Origin of the sequence: Alloalcanivorax sp. (assembly GCF_964221125.1) — a bacterium.
GTDB lineage: Bacteria > Pseudomonadota > Gammaproteobacteria > Pseudomonadales > Alcanivoracaceae > Alloalcanivorax > Alloalcanivorax venustensis.
The window spans coordinates 1-17,075 of the sequence record NZ_CAXPXK010000003.1 but is presented as its reverse complement, the minus strand read 5'-3'; the positions used below and the strand labels follow the sequence as shown (position 1 = coordinate 17,075).

General features: G+C 65.1%; 13 protein-coding genes. 1 reads left to right on the top strand and 12 read right to left on the bottom strand.

Annotated elements, in window-relative coordinates; genetic code table 11:
- Positions 1-213: 213 nt before the first annotated feature.
- A complete protein-coding gene (gene mfd, locus ACEQZD_RS00245) occupies positions 214-3,687 on the top strand; it encodes a transcription-repair coupling factor (protein ID WP_335628544.1) in 3,474 nt (1,157 codons plus the stop codon).
- Positions 3,688-3,875: 188 nt separating this feature from the next.
- Here mfd and ACEQZD_RS00240 read toward each other — a convergent pair whose 3' ends face one another.
- The 12 genes from ACEQZD_RS00240 to ACEQZD_RS00185 form a co-directional block, all read right to left on the bottom strand.
- Positions 3,876-4,865 (bottom strand): hypothetical protein, encoded by a 990-nt coding sequence (locus ACEQZD_RS00240; protein ID WP_335628545.1) that lies wholly within the window; start codon positions 4,863-4,865, stop codon positions 3,876-3,878.
- 9 nt (positions 4,866-4,874) lie between these two features.
- Positions 4,875-7,352: a galactose oxidase-like domain-containing protein gene (locus ACEQZD_RS00235; protein WP_370183287.1), complete on the bottom strand. Its 2,478-nt coding sequence runs from the start codon at positions 7,350-7,352 to the stop codon at positions 4,875-4,877.
- A gap of 379 nt (positions 7,353-7,731) precedes the next feature.
- Positions 7,732-8,955 (bottom strand): NAD(P)/FAD-dependent oxidoreductase, encoded by a 1,224-nt coding sequence (locus tag ACEQZD_RS00230; protein ID WP_370183285.1) that lies wholly within the window; start codon positions 8,953-8,955, stop codon positions 7,732-7,734.
- A 96-nt stretch (positions 8,956-9,051) separates the two neighbouring features.
- Complete coding sequence (locus ACEQZD_RS00225) at positions 9,052-9,780, bottom strand: S-methyl-5'-thioinosine phosphorylase (protein WP_370183284.1); 729 nt, start codon at positions 9,778-9,780, stop codon at positions 9,052-9,054.
- A gap of 1 nt (position 9,781) precedes the next feature.
- Entirely contained in the window at positions 9,782-10,354 is a 573-nt protein-coding gene (locus tag ACEQZD_RS00220) for a hypoxanthine-guanine phosphoribosyltransferase (RefSeq protein WP_370183282.1), read from the bottom strand.
- Positions 10,344-11,597, bottom strand: a complete 1,254-nt coding sequence (locus ACEQZD_RS00215; RefSeq protein ID WP_194856513.1) for a mechanosensitive ion channel family protein — start codon at positions 11,595-11,597, stop codon at positions 10,344-10,346. The genes ACEQZD_RS00220 and ACEQZD_RS00215 overlap by 11 nt, the downstream gene beginning before the upstream one ends.
- On the bottom strand, positions 11,597-12,616 hold the full coding sequence (gene nagZ, locus ACEQZD_RS00210) for a beta-N-acetylhexosaminidase (protein ID WP_335628549.1): 1,020 nt from the start codon (positions 12,614-12,616) through the stop codon (positions 11,597-11,599). Before nagZ ends, ACEQZD_RS00215 begins: the two co-directional genes overlap by 1 nt.
- A gap of 12 nt (positions 12,617-12,628) precedes the next feature.
- Positions 12,629-13,102, bottom strand: coding sequence for a L,D-transpeptidase family protein (locus ACEQZD_RS00205; RefSeq protein WP_370183279.1), 474 nt, complete (start codon positions 13,100-13,102; stop codon positions 12,629-12,631).
- A 172-nt stretch (positions 13,103-13,274) separates the two neighbouring features.
- Positions 13,275-13,934, bottom strand: coding sequence for a TetR/AcrR family transcriptional regulator (locus ACEQZD_RS00200; RefSeq protein ID WP_370183277.1), 660 nt, complete (start codon positions 13,932-13,934; stop codon positions 13,275-13,277).
- A gap of 74 nt (positions 13,935-14,008) precedes the next feature.
- Complete coding sequence (locus ACEQZD_RS00195) at positions 14,009-15,037, bottom strand: CNNM domain-containing protein (RefSeq protein ID WP_335628789.1); 1,029 nt, start codon at positions 15,035-15,037, stop codon at positions 14,009-14,011.
- Positions 15,038-15,060: 23 nt separating this feature from the next.
- A complete protein-coding gene (locus ACEQZD_RS00190) occupies positions 15,061-15,588 on the bottom strand; it encodes a hypothetical protein (RefSeq protein ID WP_194856510.1) in 528 nt (175 codons plus the stop codon).
- A gap of 72 nt (positions 15,589-15,660) precedes the next feature.
- Positions 15,661-17,075, bottom strand: a 1,415-nt coding sequence (locus ACEQZD_RS00185) for a DNA topoisomerase (protein WP_370183275.1), incomplete at its 5' end; no start/stop codon positions are given.

Sequence of the window (17,075 nt, the reverse complement as noted above, 5' to 3'; positions counted from 1 at the left end):
CGTTGGCCTCGCTGAGCCCCCGGAACAGGTTGTCCTCCAGCGGCTCCAGGCGGAACCGCTGCATCAATTCACTGACTGATTCCCTCATGCTCTTCTTCCCCAGCGCATAAATAAAAACGGCAACAATGTTACCACAGCCACCGAGGGAGCGAGCCCCCGCTCCCACAGCGGCGGGCCGGTGGGGTACAATGCGCGCCCTCTGCTGGAGACGAAATGACGCTGTTACCCGATACCCCTCTGTTCCCGACCGGTCAGGACCACTACAAAGACTGGCAAGGCCTGTCCGACGGCAGCCTGGCCGCCGTGCTCGCCGAGGTGGCGCGCGCCGCCGACGGCCCCTTGCTGGTGGCCGCGCCGGACAGCAGCCGCGCCCAGCAGCTCGCGGATGCCCTGGGGTTCTACCTGGCAGGCATGCCTGTGGCGGGCAACCCGGGCGCCGCCGGCGAGGTGCCGGTAATGCTGTTCCCGGACTGGGAGACCCTGCCCTACGACCTGTTCAGCCCGCACCAGGACATCGTCAGCGACCGCATCCGGGTGCTGAACTGGCTGCACGGCGCCGGCACCGGCGTGCTGGTGGTGCCGGTGAACACCCTGATGCAGCGCATCGCGCCGCCGCTGCACATCAGCGGCAACAGTTTCATGTTGCGGGTGGGCGAAACCTTCGATATGGAGACCACCCGCGCGCGGCTGGTGGACTGCGGCTACCGGCAGCGCGACAACGTCTACGAGCACGGCGAATTCGCGGTGCGCGGCGCCATCATGGACGTCTTCCCGATGGGTTCGGAGCAGCCGTTCCGTGTCGAGCTGTTCGACGAGGACATCGAGTCGCTGCGCCTGTTCGACCCGGAGTCCCAGCGCTCCACCGGCCAGGTCAGCGAGATCAATCTGCTGCCCGCCGCCGAGTACCCGCTCAGCGCCGAGGGCATCCGCCGGTTCCGCACCGCCTTCCGCGACACCTTCGACGTGGACCCGCGCAAGGTGCCGCTCTATCAGGACGTGTCCGAGGGCATCGCCACCCCGGGCCTGGAATACTATCTGCCGCTGTTTTTCGACGGTCTGGCCACCTTGTTCGACTACCTGCCCGGCAAGGCGCGGGCGGTGGAGATGGCCGGCTGTGAAGAGGCCGCCCGGCACTTCTGGGACGAGGTCAGCGCCCGTTACGAGCAACGCCGCCACGACATCCGCCGGCCGGTGCTGCCGCCGACGGACCTGTTCCTGCGCCCGGATCAGCTCAACAGCGCCTGGCAGACCCTGCCCCGGGCCCGGCAGAAGGATTCGGAGCAGGCGGTGCGCTTCGACGTGGAGGTGCCGCCCACGGTGTCCGCCGACGCCAAGGCGCGCAACCCGCTGGCGCCGCTGCATACCTTCGCCGACGCCCACCCGGACACCCGCATTCTGGTGGTGGCGGAAACCGCCGGCCGCCGCGAGGCGCTGCTGGAGATGATGCAGAAGATCGGCATCCAGCCGGTGATGAAGGAGGGCTGGGCGCATTTCATCAACGAACCGGACCGCTGGGCGCTCACCCGCGGCGAGCTGGACGCCGGCTTCTACGCCCCCGACCACGACCTGCTGGTGGTCACCGAAAACGAGCTCTACGGCGAGCGGGTGATGCAGCGCCGCCGCCGGCGCACCAGCGAGGAGAGCGGCAACGAGCTGGGCATCCGCACCCTGGGCGAGATCAGCCCCGGCGCGGCGGTGGTGCACCTGGACCACGGCGTCGGCCGCTACCAGGGCCTGGTGCACATGGAGGTGGACCGCCAGCAACACGAATTCCTGCTGCTGGAGTACGCCGGCGGCGACAAGCTCTATGTGCCGGTGTCCTCGCTGCACCTGATCAGCCGGTACGGCGGCGCGGACAACCCGCCGCTCAACCGGCTGGGCACCGAGCAGTGGACCAAGGCGCGCCAGAAGGCGGCGGAAAAAATCCACGACGTGGCCGCCGAGCTGCTCAACACCTACGCCCGCCGGGAAGCCCGCCAGGGGCGCGCCTTCGCGGTGGAAGCGGAAGACTACGAGCGCTTCGCCGCCGGCTTCCCGTTCGAGGAGACCCCGGACCAGGAGAGCGCCATCCGCGCGGTGCTCAGCGACATGCAGCTGGCCAAGCCCATGGACCGGCTGGTGTGCGGCGACGTCGGCTTCGGCAAGACAGAGGTGGCCATGCGCGCCGCCTTCGTGGCGGTGCAAAAAGGCGCCCAGGTGGCGGTGCTGGTGCCCACCACCCTGCTCGCCCAGCAACACTACGAATCCTTTATCGACCGCTTCGCCGACTGGGCCGTGAACGTGGAAGTGCTGTCCCGGTTCCGCAACGCCAAGGACCGCGCCGACGTGCTCAAGCGGCTGGAAAGCGGCAAGGTGGACATCATCGTCGGCACCCACCAGCTGTTGCAGGAATCGGTTTCCTTCCACGACCTGGGGCTGATCATCGTCGACGAGGAGCACCGCTTCGGCGTGCGCCACAAGGAGCGCCTGAAGGAAATGCGCGCCGAGTGCGACATCCTCACCCTCACCGCCACGCCGATCCCGCGTACTCTGAACATGGCGATGAGCGGCATGCGCGATATTTCCATTATCGCCACGCCGCCGCAGAAGCGGCTGTCGGTGAAAACCTTCGTGCAGCAAAAAGACGACACCGCCATCAAGGAAGCGATCCTGCGCGAGCTGCTGCGCGGCGGTCAGGTTTACTACCTGCACAACGACATCGACACCATGGCGCGCACCGCCGAGGACATCCGCAAGCTGGTGCCCGACGCCCGGGTGGGCATCGCCCACGGGCAGATGCGCGAGCGCGAGCTGGAAGCGGTGATGAGCGACTTCTACCACCGCCGCTTCAACGTGCTGGTGTGTTCCACCATTATTGAAACCGGCATCGACGTGCCCAGCGCCAACACCATCATCATCGAGCGCGCCGACAAGCTCGGCCTGGCGCAGCTGCACCAGCTGCGCGGGCGCGTGGGCCGCAGCCACCACCAGGCCTACGCCTACCTCACCACCCCCGGGCCGCGCGCCATGACCAAGGACGCGCTAAAGCGTCTGGAAGCCATCGAACAGGCCACCGACCTGGGCGCCGGCTTCGTGCTCGCCAGCCAGGATCTGGAAATTCGCGGCGCCGGCGAACTGCTCGGCGAAGAACAGCACGGCAATATGGAGAGCATCGGCTTCTCGCTCTACATGGAGATGCTGGAGCAGGCGGTGGAAGCGCTCAAACGCGGCGAGCAACCGGACACCGCCAAACCGCTGTCCGGCGGCCCGGAAGTGAACCTGCGCATTCCGGCGCTGATTCCCGAGGATTATCTGCCCGACGTATTCACCCGCCTGACACTGTACAAGCGCATTGCAGGCAGCAAGAACAAGGATCAGCTCAAGGAGCTGCAGGTGGAAATGATCGACCGCTTCGGGCTGCTGCCGGAGCCGGTGAAGAACCTGTTCCAGGTCACCGAACTGCGGCAAAGGGCGGAAAAACTGGGCATCACCCGGCTCGACGCCCACGGCCGCGGCGGCAAGCTGGAATTCGCCGAGCGCACCCCGGTGGACCCGCTCACCATCGTCAAACTGGTGCAGTCCGGACCCAACGTCTACAAGCTGGAAGGCGCCAGCACCCTCCGTTTCGAACTGGAATCCGAAACCGCGCAGGAGCGCATTGAGGTGGTAGGGGAAGTCCTGAACCGCCTGAGCGGCTCAAACGCTTAAAACAACGGGTGGGAGCGACCTGGTGGGAGCGGGCCCTGCCCGCGAAAGGCCGGCAAAGCCGGCCGGCGGGATCCCAGAGAGCTTTCTAAAGGCGCGCAAACAATGTCTCTGGAATCCTGCCGGAAGCTTCGCTCCCTTTCGCGGGCGGGGCCCGCTCCCACAAGGCCCGCTCCTACAAGTCCTCCGCTTTAGTGGTGCCCGCCACCGGCGGCGACTTGCTCGCCGGGCAGCCAGTCCACCACGCCTTTCACCGCCACCGGCTCACCGTCCACGGTGACCGGCAGCGACCAGGTCGCCACCTGCGCGCGGCGGCCGGCCTGGGACACCTTTTCCGGCGGCCGCAGGTCGCCGTAGGTGGCGCGCGGCTCGGTCCAGGTGTAGCGGGAACCGCCGGCCACTTTCACCCACCGCGGTTCGCCCTGCTCCTGGTTGGCGTTCATAAAGCTGCCGCCCGGGCCGATGCGCAGATGCGCGCGGCCGTCAGCGTCCGCCACCACCACCGGCTTGCCGCTCTGGTTATGAATGTGCACCGCCGGCACGGTGCCCGGCGCCAGGCTCACGCTAACGCCCTTGGCCGGTTCCCGATCCGAGGTCAGCCGCGACTGGAAGGATCCGGGCGGCAGCGGCTCATAGCGGAATTCACCGGCCAGGGTGCTTTCCTCGCCGTCGAACCGCACCGGCACCGACCACTGGCTGATCGCCCCCGGTTTGCCGGCGTGCTCCATGTCGTGGGGCACTTCAATCTCATCGGTGCGCAGGCGGGGATCAAACCAGCCCCAGTTGGGCTCCTTGTGCACCAGCGCCCAGCGCGGCTCCGCGTCCTGGCTGGCGCCTTCCGGGATCGGCACGCCGCGTGCGGCGGTCTGGCTGCGGTACCAAGCCGGGCTGGCCAGGTCCGCCAGCACGCCCTGCTCGTTGATTCGTAGGAAGACCCGCCCTTCCTGGTCGAAAATCTCCAGGGTGCGCGGGCTGTCGTTGGCGACCACCAATTGCGGCGCCACTGTCGTCTGCACCTGGGCGTTGATACCGTCCAGGGTGGTCGACAACGGCGCCAGCCGCGCCTTCACCGCCTTGGCCTCCGGCCCGTGGGCCAGGGCCAGAGTGGGTGCCGTGGCAAGCACGGCACCCAGCAAACAGGCGGCAAGACGAGCGTGGGTGTTGCGGTTACGTCTCGTCATGTCGACTCCTTAGCGTTGAACCACCAGGCCCGGCGTGCTGGAAGGCAGCATCACCTGCACCGGTGCGGATACGGACGGCACCACCATGCCGGAACCGTCACTGGCGACGCGGTTCACGAACAGCATGTAGTGACCGGCCGGCATCACCGCCGCGTTCTCGGGAATCTGCACGCGCACGCTGTTGCCGTTGGCCGTATGCGGCAGCACCACGTTGCGCTGATCGCCATCCACCAGGTGGGTAAGGCTGGTGCGGCGCACCATCATTACTTCGTTGATGGCGGAGGCGTCGTCCACCGCGATCTGGATGGTGTCGCCGTGATCCACTTCACTCGGCGCCTGGATGATTTCCGGACGGTCCTTGAACACGTACGGCGGGCTGTAGATCTCGAAGGACGGGTCACGACCGTCGTTCGGGGACAGGCCCAGCTCTTCCAGGTTGAGGCTGAACAGGTAGGCGGTGTTGATCGGCGCGTGGCCGCCCACCAGCACCCGGCCGTCGGGGAGCAACAGCGCGGTGTTGTGGTAGGTACGGGCCTTGATCGATGTAGCCATCTCCGTCCATTCTTGAGTTTTAGGATCAAAGCGCTCCACGGTCTGGACCGGCACGGCGGAGCCAGGCAGGACGACCTCGTCGCGATTAGCCCCGTTAAACGCCATGACAGAGCCGTCGGGCAATAATACGCCGGACGGATACCAGCGCGGACCATTCAAGTTGCCGACGATCTCAGACGAATAACGCATGCCGGACTCCGTGTCTGCGTTGACTTCCACGGTATCCAGACGGCTGTTGGGTACCGCCAGGTAGCTGCCAGGACTATTAGCCGCCACCAGACCTAGCACGCCGCCAGCTGTAAGGAAGCTTGCTTTATTGTAAGCCCCGTTTTCATCGGGGCGTAAAGGCATCATGATGGAAAATGTGGACCCCCTGAACCCTGCTCCAAGGACTCGGTTCACCACCTTAGGGTCAACCACGTCGCCAAGCAGATTCCCTACTTGTTCCAAGCTTCCAAGGGTATCGCCCAACAAACTGGAGAGCAGCCCGGAACCGGTACCAATCAAATCTTCCAGCAAGTTGGGGCTGGTAAGCGTAAGTGCGGAAGTGACGCGGTCCAAACCGAGCTCGTCGAGTTGGAGGTTCAAGCCGGCGTAGCCCAGATCCGTCCAAAGCTCTTCTTCTGGATCATAAGCGGACACGAAATTCCACTGCGCCTGGTTGTAGGACTGGCCGAACGGGTTGAACGCCTGTCCGGCGGCATTATAAAAAACGTGCCCGTTGGGCAAAAGATGTAACCTGGGAAAAAGCGGCAATGGCTTGCCGGCCGTGGTGTCAAGTGCCGAGAAAGGCCGGTCCCCGTTCTCAGACCAAGTGCCATTCTCCAGGTCGTAGGTTTCGCTGGTGCGTACGTTATCCGCGGATTGCAACAATTCACGCAGGCCGGTACTCTCACCGCCCAACAGAGCGCCGGTGTACACTGGCTTAAGCAGCTTGGTCACACCACTGGCAACGAAGACATCACCATCCTGCAGAGTGACCAGCGTCGGATACCAGCGTCCGTGGGTCATATGTCCGGTCTGGCTCCAACTATTATCCTCCGGATTAAAAATGCGGGCATCCTTAAGTCCTTCCAATTCCACCACACCAATATCATCGGGAATACTAACTTCTCCCAAATTACCCGGCAGAGGAATTTCCAAGTCAATGGAACCAAGCAAATCGCGCGCCGGAGGGAATACAGCACCAAGAGAGGGCTCGTTATAATAATCAGTACCACCAACCGCCATGATTCGGCCGTCGGCGAGTTGAATCAAATCTGAGCAGAAAAGCGCGCCGTCGTTGCCGTCGGTACTTTCAGCGTCGGACAGAAAACCTCCAGGTAGCAGCGTGTCGCTGTCATTGCCGTCCACGTTAGCACCGCCATCCACGGGCGAGGGCCGTTGCCAGGACAGGTCATCCTCGGCGCCGGCAGGGCCCAGATTCAGTACCCGGGTCTGATCATTCACGGACACGAAGCCAAACTCAGCAATAATGGACAGTTCCACGTTCTCGGTGCCTTCAAGAGCATTGAAGTACAGCAGCCGGTTATCCGGCAGCAGCGCGATGGAACCAGCGGCGGGCTTGCAGCGCAGGTCACCGTCGGCGTCCTCCAGGCATTTATCGTCGGTGGTCACCACGCGCATCATGTCGCCGGTGGTGGAATCGCTGTAGCGGATGGTGGGCTCGGCAAACGGGCCTTCGAATTTACCCACCAGACACTCATCGCCTTCGCAGCTGTACTGGCGGCCGCTGAATGAGGAGCCCTGCGGCGCCGGGGCCGGCGCCATCGGATCGTCAGCGCGGGGCGTACCGTCGTCCGTCGATGGGGTGCCACCACCACCGCCACCGGTGCTGGCCGTGGTGCCCGCACCGCTGGAACCGCCACCGCCGCCACAGGCGACCAGCGCCGTGGTCAGCAGACCCAGTCCGATAAGCCGTTCAAGGTTTTTCATTTGTCTCTCTCCCGAGGGCGTTGTTATTCAAACCTGAGTTGTTCAAAACCAATCAGTGAGACGCAATGTATACGTCTGCTCAGGCGGAATTGTGCGCCGCAGGGAAGAGGGACGTCATGAAGCTAGTGCCGGGTCTTACCACATCACGACAATTATTCACCGCGCGAACATGCCGTTTAACAAAGAGGTCTAAAAAGTTTCACGCGTTAATGACGACGGCAGAAAAAACACACCGAAAGGCGTAATACTTTGGGAGGATAAATTAGGGCAAGCGCCTTGTGAGAACCGGTTTGCGGTAGCGGGCATGTGGGGGCGGACTGTGGGAGCGGGCCCCGCCCGCGAAAGGCAAGCAAAGCTTGCCGGCAGGATCCCAGCGCCCTTACACCGCTTGCCCGGCGCACCAGCCGCTGGCCCAGGCCCACTGGAAATTAAAGCCGCCCAGTTCACCGGTGACGTCCAGGGCCTCGCCGATAAAGTACAGGCCGGGCACGTTCGTCACTTCGAAGGTTTTGGAAGAAACGCTGTCCGTGTCCACGCCGCCCAGGGTGACCTCGGCGGTGCGGTAGCCTTCCGTGCCGGAGGGTTTGAAACGCCAGCCTTTCAATATTGAGGCGATCTCCGCCAGCGCTTCGTTGCTGTAATGCTGCAACGGCCCGGACCAGCCGAAGTGCGCCGCCAGGGCGCCGGCCAGCCGCTGCGAGAAGAAGCCGCGCAGCCATTTCTCCACGCCGGTCCCGGGCTGTTCCTGCCGGGCCTGACGCAGCGCCGCCAGCGGGTCCGCCAGCGCCGGCAACCAGTCCACCGTCACTGCGTCCCCCGGCGTCCAGAAACTGGACACCTGCAACATGGCCGGGCCGGACAGACCCCGATGGGTTATCAACATGGGTTCGGCGAAGGCGCGGCCGCCGGCTTCCGCGCGCACCTCCGCGCTGACGCCGCTGAGCGCCGCCAGCCAGGCTTTGTCCGAAGGCTGCAGGGTGAACGGCACCAGCCCGGCTCGGGTGGGCAGCACCTTCAGGCCGAACTGCTCCGCCACCCGGTAGGCGAAAGCACTGGCGCCCAGGGTGGGAATGGACAGACCGCCGGCGGCGATCACCAGGCGCTCGCAGCGAATTTCACCGCTACCGGTACGCAGGCGAAAGCCGCGCTCGTCCGTGTCCGGCGGGCCGCCGGCGGCGCCCTCCCCCACGGGCCGGTCGTTGATGTGGGTCACCGCGGTGTTCAAACGCACTTCAGCGCCGGCCCACTCGCACTCGGTGAGCAGCACCTGAAGAATCGCCTTGCTCGAGGTGTCGCAGAACAACTGGCCCGGCGCCTTCTCCACATGGCCGACGCCGTGGCGCTCCACCAGCTCCACGAAGTGCCAGGGGCTGTAGCGATGCAGCGCGGACTTGCAGAAATGCGGGTTGGCGGACACGAAATGGTCCGGGGTGGTGTTCAGGTTGGTGAAATTACAGCGCCCGCCGCCGGACATCAGGATCTTCTTGCCGGCCTTGTTGGCGTGGTCCAGCACCAGCACCGAGCGGCCGCGGTAACCGGCGCTGGCGGCGCACATCAAACCCGCCGCGCCCGCGCCGATAATTACGACATCATAGTGCTGCATGCTTTCTCCCTGCTGCTGCGGTTAGACAGGTCTCTGGAATCCTGCCGGGGCTTCGCCCCTTTCGCGGGCAGGGCCCGCTCCCACAAACAATGGCGATTAGCCGGCTTTGGCGAGGGTGGCGAGGGCAGTGCGGACGTCGGCCATGCCGGTGTGCAGCACCGCTTCGATTTCCGCCATGGTGATTTCCCGGTTGGCTTTGCCGGCGGCCGGGTTCACCACCAGTGACAGCATGGCGTAGGGGATGTCCAGCTCGCGGGCGAGCACCGCTTCCGGCATGCCGGTCATGCCGACGATGTCGCAGCCGTCGCGCTCCAGGCGCAGGATCTCGGCGGCGGTTTCCAGGCGCGGCCCCTGGGTGGCGGCGTAGCAGCCGCCGTCCACCCATTGCAGGCCGGCGCGCTCCAACGCACCGCGCAGCCGGCGGCGCAGCACCGGGTCGAACGGCCAGCTGAAGTCCACGTGCACCAGCGGGTCGTTCGGGTCGTCGAACAGGGTGCTGTCGCGGCCCCAGGTGTAGTCGATGATCTGCTCGGGCAACACCAGGGCGCCGGCCGGGGCGGTGATGCCGCCCACCGCGTTGACCGCCACGATGGCGGTGGCGCCGGCGTCCTTTAGGGCCTGCAGGTTGGCCCGGTAGTTCACCTGGTGCGGCAGCCACACATGGGGGTCGCCGTGGCGGGCCAGGAACAGCACCGGCACACCGTTGAGCTCGCCTTCCGCCACCGGCGCCGAGGGCTTGCCGTAGCGGGTCTCGATATCGTGCCGGTGACGAATCTCGAGGTCGTCCATGCGGGTGAGACCGGTTCCGCCGATAAATGCCAGCACCTCAGGCCTCCTCCACCGCGAAGATACCCGGCGCGTTACGCCAGTAACCTTTGTAGTCCATGCCCATGCCGAACAGGTAAAGGTCTTCCGCTTCCAGGGCGGTGTAGTCGGCTTTCAGGCCGGGTTGCGCCTTGCGGTCGTGGACCTTGTCCACCAGCACGCAGGTTTTGACGCTGGCGGCGCCCTGGGCCTTGCAGGCGTCGATGATCGACAGCAGCGTGGAGCCCACGTCCAGAATGTCGTCCAGAATCACCACGTCGCGGCCTTCCAGATTGGCGGTGGGGGTAACGATCCACTGCACGTCGCCGCCGCTGGTCTCGCCCAGGTAGCGGCTGGCGTGCAGGTAATCCACCTCCAGCGGAATGTCCAGACGGGTGAGCAACTGGCCGGCGAACACCAGGCCGCCGTTCATGATGGTGACGAACACCGGGAAGCGCTCGGAATAGTCCTCGGCCAGCTTGATCGCCACCTTGGCCACCGCCTCTTCCACCTGGTCGCGGGAATACAGCTCGCGGGCTTCGCGGCGCACGCGCATCAGTTCTTGCTTCAGTTCAGTGGCCATTTCAGTCGCCATCGGCGTCCTCCTCGGATTGGTCCTGGTCGCCTTTCCAGGTCTGGTTACGGTCGCGACGGTTGCGGCTGCGGCGGCGCGAACGGCGTTGCGCGGCGCGCCCTTCGGCGACCTCGTCCTCGTCGTCCTCGAATTCCTCGTCCCCTTCATCGTTGGCCGCCATGTACAGCGTGCGGCTGGGGAAGGCGAACTCGGCGCCGTGCTCATGGACAATGGCCATGATGCGCATCAGCACGTCCTGTTTGATTTCATGGTAGGTGACCCAGTCCGTGGTCTTGGTGAAGGTGTAGATAAAGAATTCAATGTGCGACGCGCCGTAGCTGTCGAAGTTGACGATCAGGGTGCGGTGTTCGGTTTCCAGATCCTTGTGCTTCTTGGCCATCTCGCGCACCGCGTCGACGATGGCGGGCATCTTCTCCCAGTCGTCGAAGCGGATGCCCACCTTCTCGTTGATGCGGCGGTTAAGCATGCGCGACGGGTTTTCCAGGATCACCGTGGTGAACATGGCGTTGGGCACGTACAGCGGCCGCTGGTCGAAGGTGCGGATGCGCGTCAGGCGCCAGCCGATGTGCTCCACCGTGCCTTCGATGCTGCGGTCCGGCGAACGCACCCACTCGCCCACTTTGAACGGCTTGTCCATGTACACCATGGCACCGCCGAAAAAGTTGGCGAGCAGATCCTTGGCGGCGAACGCCACCGCCATGCCGCCCAGGCCGCCGAACGCCAGCACCCCGGAGATGCTGTAACCCAGCGTTTGCAGAATGATCAGAAAGGCGGTGATCAACACCGAAATGCGCAGCAGCTTGCCCACCGCCGAGGCGGTGGTCTGATCCATCGGGTTGCGCATGCGATCGGGGTCGATCAGGTTTTTTTCCACGTTGCCGACCAGCTTGGTCAGGAACAGCGCGACGATAAGGATGAACGCCACGCGGCGGGCGTCGCCGACGTAATCGAACACCGCCGCCTCGGACACCGCCTGCATCATTTCCGCGGCCACCGACAGACCCACCACCCAGATCAGCAGGCGGATCGGAATGCGCAGGGAATCCAGCAGGGCGTCGTCCCACAGGTTGTGGGTTTCGCGGCTGAAATGATCAATGATGTCGATCACCCGCATCAGGATGAAGTTGACGGTGACGGTGCACAGCACCACGGCGAAAACCTGAGTCACCCACAACGCGGTTTCGGTGTCCGGCCCGGGCCACACCAGAAGTTGTCGCCAGTCGGTCAGCGCTTCCCAGTTCATTACAGGTCCTTATTAAGCAGGTCGGCCACGTCGCCGGCCTGCCGGCGGCGGCTCAGATGCATGGGGGCGCGGGGCTTGCCGCGCAGGGCGGCGGCGCCGACCCGGTGCTCGAAGCGGCGGCCTTCCAGCCATTGCGCCACGGCCACGGCGCCGGGGCGGTCGTTGCACACCAGCACCATGTCGCAACCCGCCCCCAGGGCGGCCTGGGCGCGCTGGGAAAAGTCACCGGCACCGGCGGCGCCGGCCATGCCCAGATCGTCGGAGAAGATCACACCGCGGTAGCCGCAGTCACCGCGCAGCACCTTGCCCAGCCAGTGGCGGGAAAAGCCCGCCGGCTCGGCGTCCACCGCCTGATAACGGACATGGGCGGGCATGATGCCGTCCAGACGCGGCGCCAGCGCCTTGAACGGCACCAGGTCGTCCTGCAGCTGTTCCCAGGTACGCGGGTCTTCCGGCAGCTCCAGATGGGAGTCCGCCGCCACGTGGCCGTGGCCAGGAAAGTGCTTGCCGGTGGCGGCCATGCCGGCGCGGGCCATGCCGTCGATAAAGGCGCCGGCCAGTTCGGTGACCGCGTGCGGATCGGCGTTGAAGCTGCGGTCGCCGATCACGCTGCTGGTGCCGAAATCCAGATCCAGCACCGGCGCGAAACTGATGTCGATGTCGTAGGCGCGCAGCTCGTCCGCCATCAGTTCGCCGAGCAGGTCGGCGGCGTGGCAAGCGGCTTCGGGATCGCGCCCGTGGTAACGGCCCAGCGCCGCCATCGGCGGCAGGCGGGTGAACTCGGTGCGGAAACGCTGCACCCGGCCGCCCTCCTGGTCCACGGCGATCAGCAGGTCCGGGCGCGCCGCCCGCACTTGGTGAATCAGCTCGTAAAGCTGGTCCGGTTCCTGGTAGTTGCGGCTGAACAGAATCAGACCGCCCACCGCCGGGTGACGCAGCAACTCCTGCTCTTCCGCCGTTACGGTAAGGCCTTCCAGGTCCAGCATCAGCAGCGGCTGGGTATCGGTTTGGTTCGACATAAGCGGGGTGTCTTACTCGACGATGGTCACCGGCGTGGCCACCGGTACCCGTTCAAAAAGAGTGATCACATCCGTGTTGCGCATGCGGATGCAGCCATGCGAAGCCGGCTCGCCCATGGGCTGGTCGTCCGGCGTGCCGTGAATATAAATAAAGCGGCGGAAACTATCCACGTCGCCGCCCTGATTGACGCCCGGCTGCAGACCGCCGAGCCACAGAATGCGGCTGAGAATCCAGTCCCGTTCCGGGGCTTCCCGTGCCCGCTCCGGGTCGTAAAACTCACCGTGAAAGCGACGGCCCGCGAACACCGCGCCCGCCGGCAAACCGGCGCCGAAGCGGGCCCGCACCAGATGCCGGCCGCGCGGCGTGGCGCCGCTGCCGTGGCGCTCACCGGCGCCCACGGCGGCGGTGGACACCGGAAACCGGAGCGTGTCTTCAGGGCTTTCCAGGGTCAGGGTTTGATCGCTGAGCGACACGAAAATAGGCATAGCGAGAAGATACAGGATGGGCGGCGGGTTGTAAGCACTGTGGCGGCGGAACCTTGTGGGAGCGGGCCTTGTGGGAGCGGGCCCTGCCCGCGAAAGGGGCGAAGCCCCGGCAGGATTCCAGAGGCGTATCTAAGGGCGGCAGCAACACCCTCTCTGGGATCCTGCCGGCAAGCTACGCTTGCCTTTCGCGGGCTGGGCCCGCTCCTACAATGCCGCCGACCACGAAGGGTAGGAGCTGCTGGGTGATGTGGGCGGCGGTGACGCTCTGGTTGAAGTCTTTCTTGCTGATCGCCTGCAGCGATTCCATGCCGGACAGGGTGAAGATCACCGCGCCCAGGCTGAAGTGCACCCGCCAGAACAGCTCCATCGGCGGCACGTCGGGCACCGCCCGGCGCAGCAGGGCCAGGAAGCGGCGGAACACCGGGCCGTAATGTTCGCGCAGCCAGGCACGCAGGTGGTCCTGCGGCTGGCTGTAGGCCTGCCCAGAGAGGCGGAAGAAGATCATCGCCCGGCGCGGTTCGTCGCCGTGGGAGCCCAGCGCCAGCCGGGAGGCCACGGTGAACAGCTTCTCCAGGGGCACGTCGCCACCGCTGCGGGTTTCGCCTTCCAGTTCCTCGAGCTTGGCGTCCAGGGCCTGGCAGAACGGCGTCAAATAGCGCTCGAACACCGCCTGGATCAGCGCTTCCTTGGAACCGAAGTGGTAATTGACCGCCGCCAGATTAACGCCGGCCCGGCTGGTGATGGCGCGCAGGCTGGTCTCGGCGAACCCCTTCTGGGCGAACAGAACTTCCGCCGCATCAAGAATGCGCTGCACGGTATCGGATTGGGACATGCCGGCCTCACGCCTGGAAACAGACGTTTTAAACTAGCGTTTGAGGCCCCACAGGTCAATTGTAGGAGCGGGCTCTACTGGCCCGAGTCAGCACGCTTCTTCAACCGCCGGCTCCAGCGCTGCTTCGCATACCGCCGCAGATTGGACACGTTATCGGTCTCATCCATGATCTCGTGCCCCAACAGGGTCTCGATAATGTCTTCCATGGTGATCAACCCCACCCAGGTGCCCAGGTCGTCATAGACCATGCCCAGGTGCTGGCGCTCGCGCAGCATTTCGCCGAACACGTATTCAATATTCATGGTGGCGCGGAACGGCGCCATGCCACGGGCCAGCTCACTGACCTTGCGGTCGCCCTCCACTTCCAGCAGGTCGCTCTTGTGCACGTAGCCGACCGCTTCGTCGTGTTCGTTGATCACCGGGAAGCGGGAAAACGGCGAGCCGGCCAGGCGCTGGCGCACGTCGGCCACGCTCTCGTCCGGGCCCAGCGAGCGCACCACGGTGCGCGGGGTCATCACCTTCTCCACCTTGATCTCGTGGAGGTTGAGCACATTGGTGATCACCCGCTGCTCGTCCTCGTCCAGGGCCTGCTGATCGCGGCCGATGGCCGCCATCGCCTTGAGCTCGGCGCGGATATCGGTGTCCGGCTCGCCGGCGCCGATCTGCCGGGTGACGATCTTGGACAGCCACACGAACGGCTTGAGCACCAGAATCATCAGGTTCAGCACCGGCGGCAGCATGGGCGCCAGGGTGCGCCAGAACTTGGCGCCGATGGTCTTGGGAATGATCTCGGAGAGAATCAGGATGGCCAGCGTCATCACCGCCGACGCCGCGCCCAGATAGGCCTCGCCGAAGATCACCGCCACCTGGGCACCGACCCCGGTGGCGCCGGCGGTGTGGGCGATGGTGTTGAGGGTGAGGATCGCCGCCAGCGGGTCGTCGATGTCGTCCTTGAGCTTGCGCAGCTTCTCGAACAGCTTGGGCCGCTCACCCTTGAGGCCGGCGATATAGCTGGGGGTGATCGACAGCAGGGCGGCTTCCAGAATTGAGCACAGGAACGAAAACCCGATGGCGACCAGGGCAAAAACGATAAGCAAAAACATCGGCGTTTCCATTCAGTGATTTCCTACCATTCTTCCATATAGGCGCCGCAATGCTCGATCAGTTCCTCAACACGGCGCGCGGCCTGTTCCAGACGTTCGAGATCGCCGTAGGCGAGCGGCGCGTAGGGGTCCTCGGCGCGCATCGCCAGATCATTGCCTTCACCCGGCGGCGTGGGCCGGCGGGCCAGCCCGGCGGCGCCCACCGCGGCGCGGATTTCCTGGTCCAGCCAGAACACCAGATCCGCGCGGTCGGCGCGCGCCGAGGCCAGCACCTGGATTTCCTGGGCGCGCACCTCGGCGCGCTGAAACGCCTGCTCCAGGGCCGCCAGGCTGATCAGATCCTCGTAGCCGGCCACCTGATAGTTCTTGGCCGCCTGCCGGGCCAGACCCACCAGCACTGAATACAAATGAAACACCACCGCGCCGCGCAACGCCAGGCGCTGGCCCACGGCGGCGCTCTCGTCGCTGTACAGCTGCTTGAGCAGACTGCGGGCGAAGAACAGCCGCTCGCGCAGGCCGCTCACTTCGCTTTCTCGAACCATTCGGGACATGATCAATCGCTCTCTGGAAGACTGCAGGCCGACGGTTGCCGGCCTTTCGCTTGCGAGCAAGCTCCTACGACGTTATTTCCTGGCGGCGGCCTTCTTTTTGGCCGGGGCTTTTTTCTTCGCCGCCTTTTTCTTGGCGGCTTTTTTCTTGGGCGCGGTCTTTTTCTCTTCCACTTCCCAGGCGCCGTCGCGGTAGAAGGCGTACCAGCCGGTGGGCTTGCCGTCCTCCTCGGTCATCACGTACTGCTCTTTCGCCTTGCGGCTGTAGCGCAGTACCGCCTTGCGACCTTTGGCGTCCTCGGCGGGGGCCTCGGCGAGATACTTGTGCTTGGGGTCCAGTTCCTTGGCCACCGACTGCACCTCTTCCACCAGCGGCGCGCGGGTTTCCCGGTTCTTGGGAAACTGGCTGGCGGCCAGGAACAGGCCGGAGGCGCCGTCGCGCAGCAGGTAGTGATCGTCCACCTTCTCGCACTTGAGGTGCGGCATGGGCACCGGGTCGGCGCGCGGCGGCGCCGGCTCGCCGTTCTTGAGCAGCTTGCGGGTGTTGCCGCAGTCATCAGTGGTGCACTTGAAGAACTTGCCGAACCGGCCGGTGCGCAGCTGCATTTCGCTGCCGCACTTTTCACATTCCAGTGTCGGGCCGTCGTAGCCCTTGATGCGGAATTCGCCCTTCTCCACCACGTAGCCGTCGCAGTCCGGGTTGTTGCCGCAGATGTGCAGCTTGCGCTTTTCGTCGATCAGGTAGTTTTCCATCGCCGTGCCGCACTTGGGACAGCGTTTCTTGCGGCGCAGCTCCTGGGTTTCCGCTTCCTCATCGTCGGCGCGCACCGCCTCTTCGCCGGGCAGCAGGTTGAGGGTGGCGGTGCAGCGCTCCTTGGGCGGCAGGCTGTAGCCCGAGCACCCCAGGAACACGCCGGTGGAACCGGTGCGGATCTGCATCGGGCGGCCGCATTTGGGGCACTCGATGTCGGTGTCGGTGGGCAGGTTGGCGCGCATGCCGCCCTTGGCCTGCTTGCCGCTGCCCTCGCCCTGGGCCGCTTCCAGCTTGGCCAGGAAGTCCCGGTAGAACTCGTCGAGCACGTCGCGCCAGCCGCGCTTGCCCTCGGCGATCTGATCCAGGGTTTCCTCCATCTGGGCGGTAAAGTTGTAGTCCATCAGGTCGGGGAAGCTTTCCGCCAACCGGTCGGTGACGATGTCGCCCATCTTCTCCGCGTAGAAACGGCGGTTGTCCTGACGGACATAGCCCCGATCCTGGATGGTGGAAATAATCGAGGCGTAGGTGGAGGGCCGGCCGATGCCGCGCTTCTCCAGTTCCTTCACCAGGCTGGCTTCGGTGTAGCGCGCCGGCGGCTTGGTGAAGTGTTGGTTGGCGTCCACCTGATCGATGTCGAGCACGTCGCCCTGCTTGAGATCGGGCAGCACGGTGTCCTCGGCGCCCTTGCGCGACGCCTGGGGCTGGATGCGGGTCCAGCCGTCGAACTTGACGATGC

Excerpts from the sequence above, each read along its gene's own strand:
- mfd (WP_335628544.1), top strand. The coding sequence starts at position 214 with ATGACGCTGTTACCCGATACCCCTCTGTTCCCGACCGGTCAGGACCAC.
- ACEQZD_RS00240 (WP_335628545.1), bottom strand. The coding sequence starts at position 4,865 with ATGACGAGACGTAACCGCAACACCCACGCTCGTCTTGCCGCCTGTTTG.
- ACEQZD_RS00235 (WP_370183287.1), bottom strand. The coding sequence starts at position 7,352 with ATGAAAAACCTTGAACGGCTTATCGGACTGGGTCTGCTGACCACGGCG.
- ACEQZD_RS00230 (WP_370183285.1), bottom strand. The coding sequence starts at position 8,955 with ATGCAGCACTATGATGTCGTAATTATCGGCGCGGGCGCGGCGGGTTTG.
- ACEQZD_RS00220 (WP_370183282.1), bottom strand. The coding sequence starts at position 10,354 with ATGGCGACTGAAATGGCCACTGAACTGAAGCAAGAACTGATGCGCGTG.
- ACEQZD_RS00215 (WP_194856513.1), bottom strand. The coding sequence starts at position 11,597 with ATGAACTGGGAAGCGCTGACCGACTGGCGACAACTTCTGGTGTGGCCC.
- nagZ (WP_335628549.1), bottom strand. The coding sequence starts at position 12,616 with ATGTCGAACCAAACCGATACCCAGCCGCTGCTGATGCTGGACCTGGAA.
- ACEQZD_RS00205 (WP_370183279.1), bottom strand. The coding sequence starts at position 13,102 with ATGCCTATTTTCGTGTCGCTCAGCGATCAAACCCTGACCCTGGAAAGC.
- ACEQZD_RS00200 (WP_370183277.1), bottom strand. The coding sequence starts at position 13,934 with ATGTCCCAATCCGATACCGTGCAGCGCATTCTTGATGCGGCGGAAGTT.
- ACEQZD_RS00195 (WP_335628789.1), bottom strand. The coding sequence starts at position 15,037 with ATGTTTTTGCTTATCGTTTTTGCCCTGGTCGCCATCGGGTTTTCGTTC.
- ACEQZD_RS00190 (WP_194856510.1), bottom strand. The coding sequence starts at position 15,588 with ATGTCCCGAATGGTTCGAGAAAGCGAAGTGAGCGGCCTGCGCGAGCGG.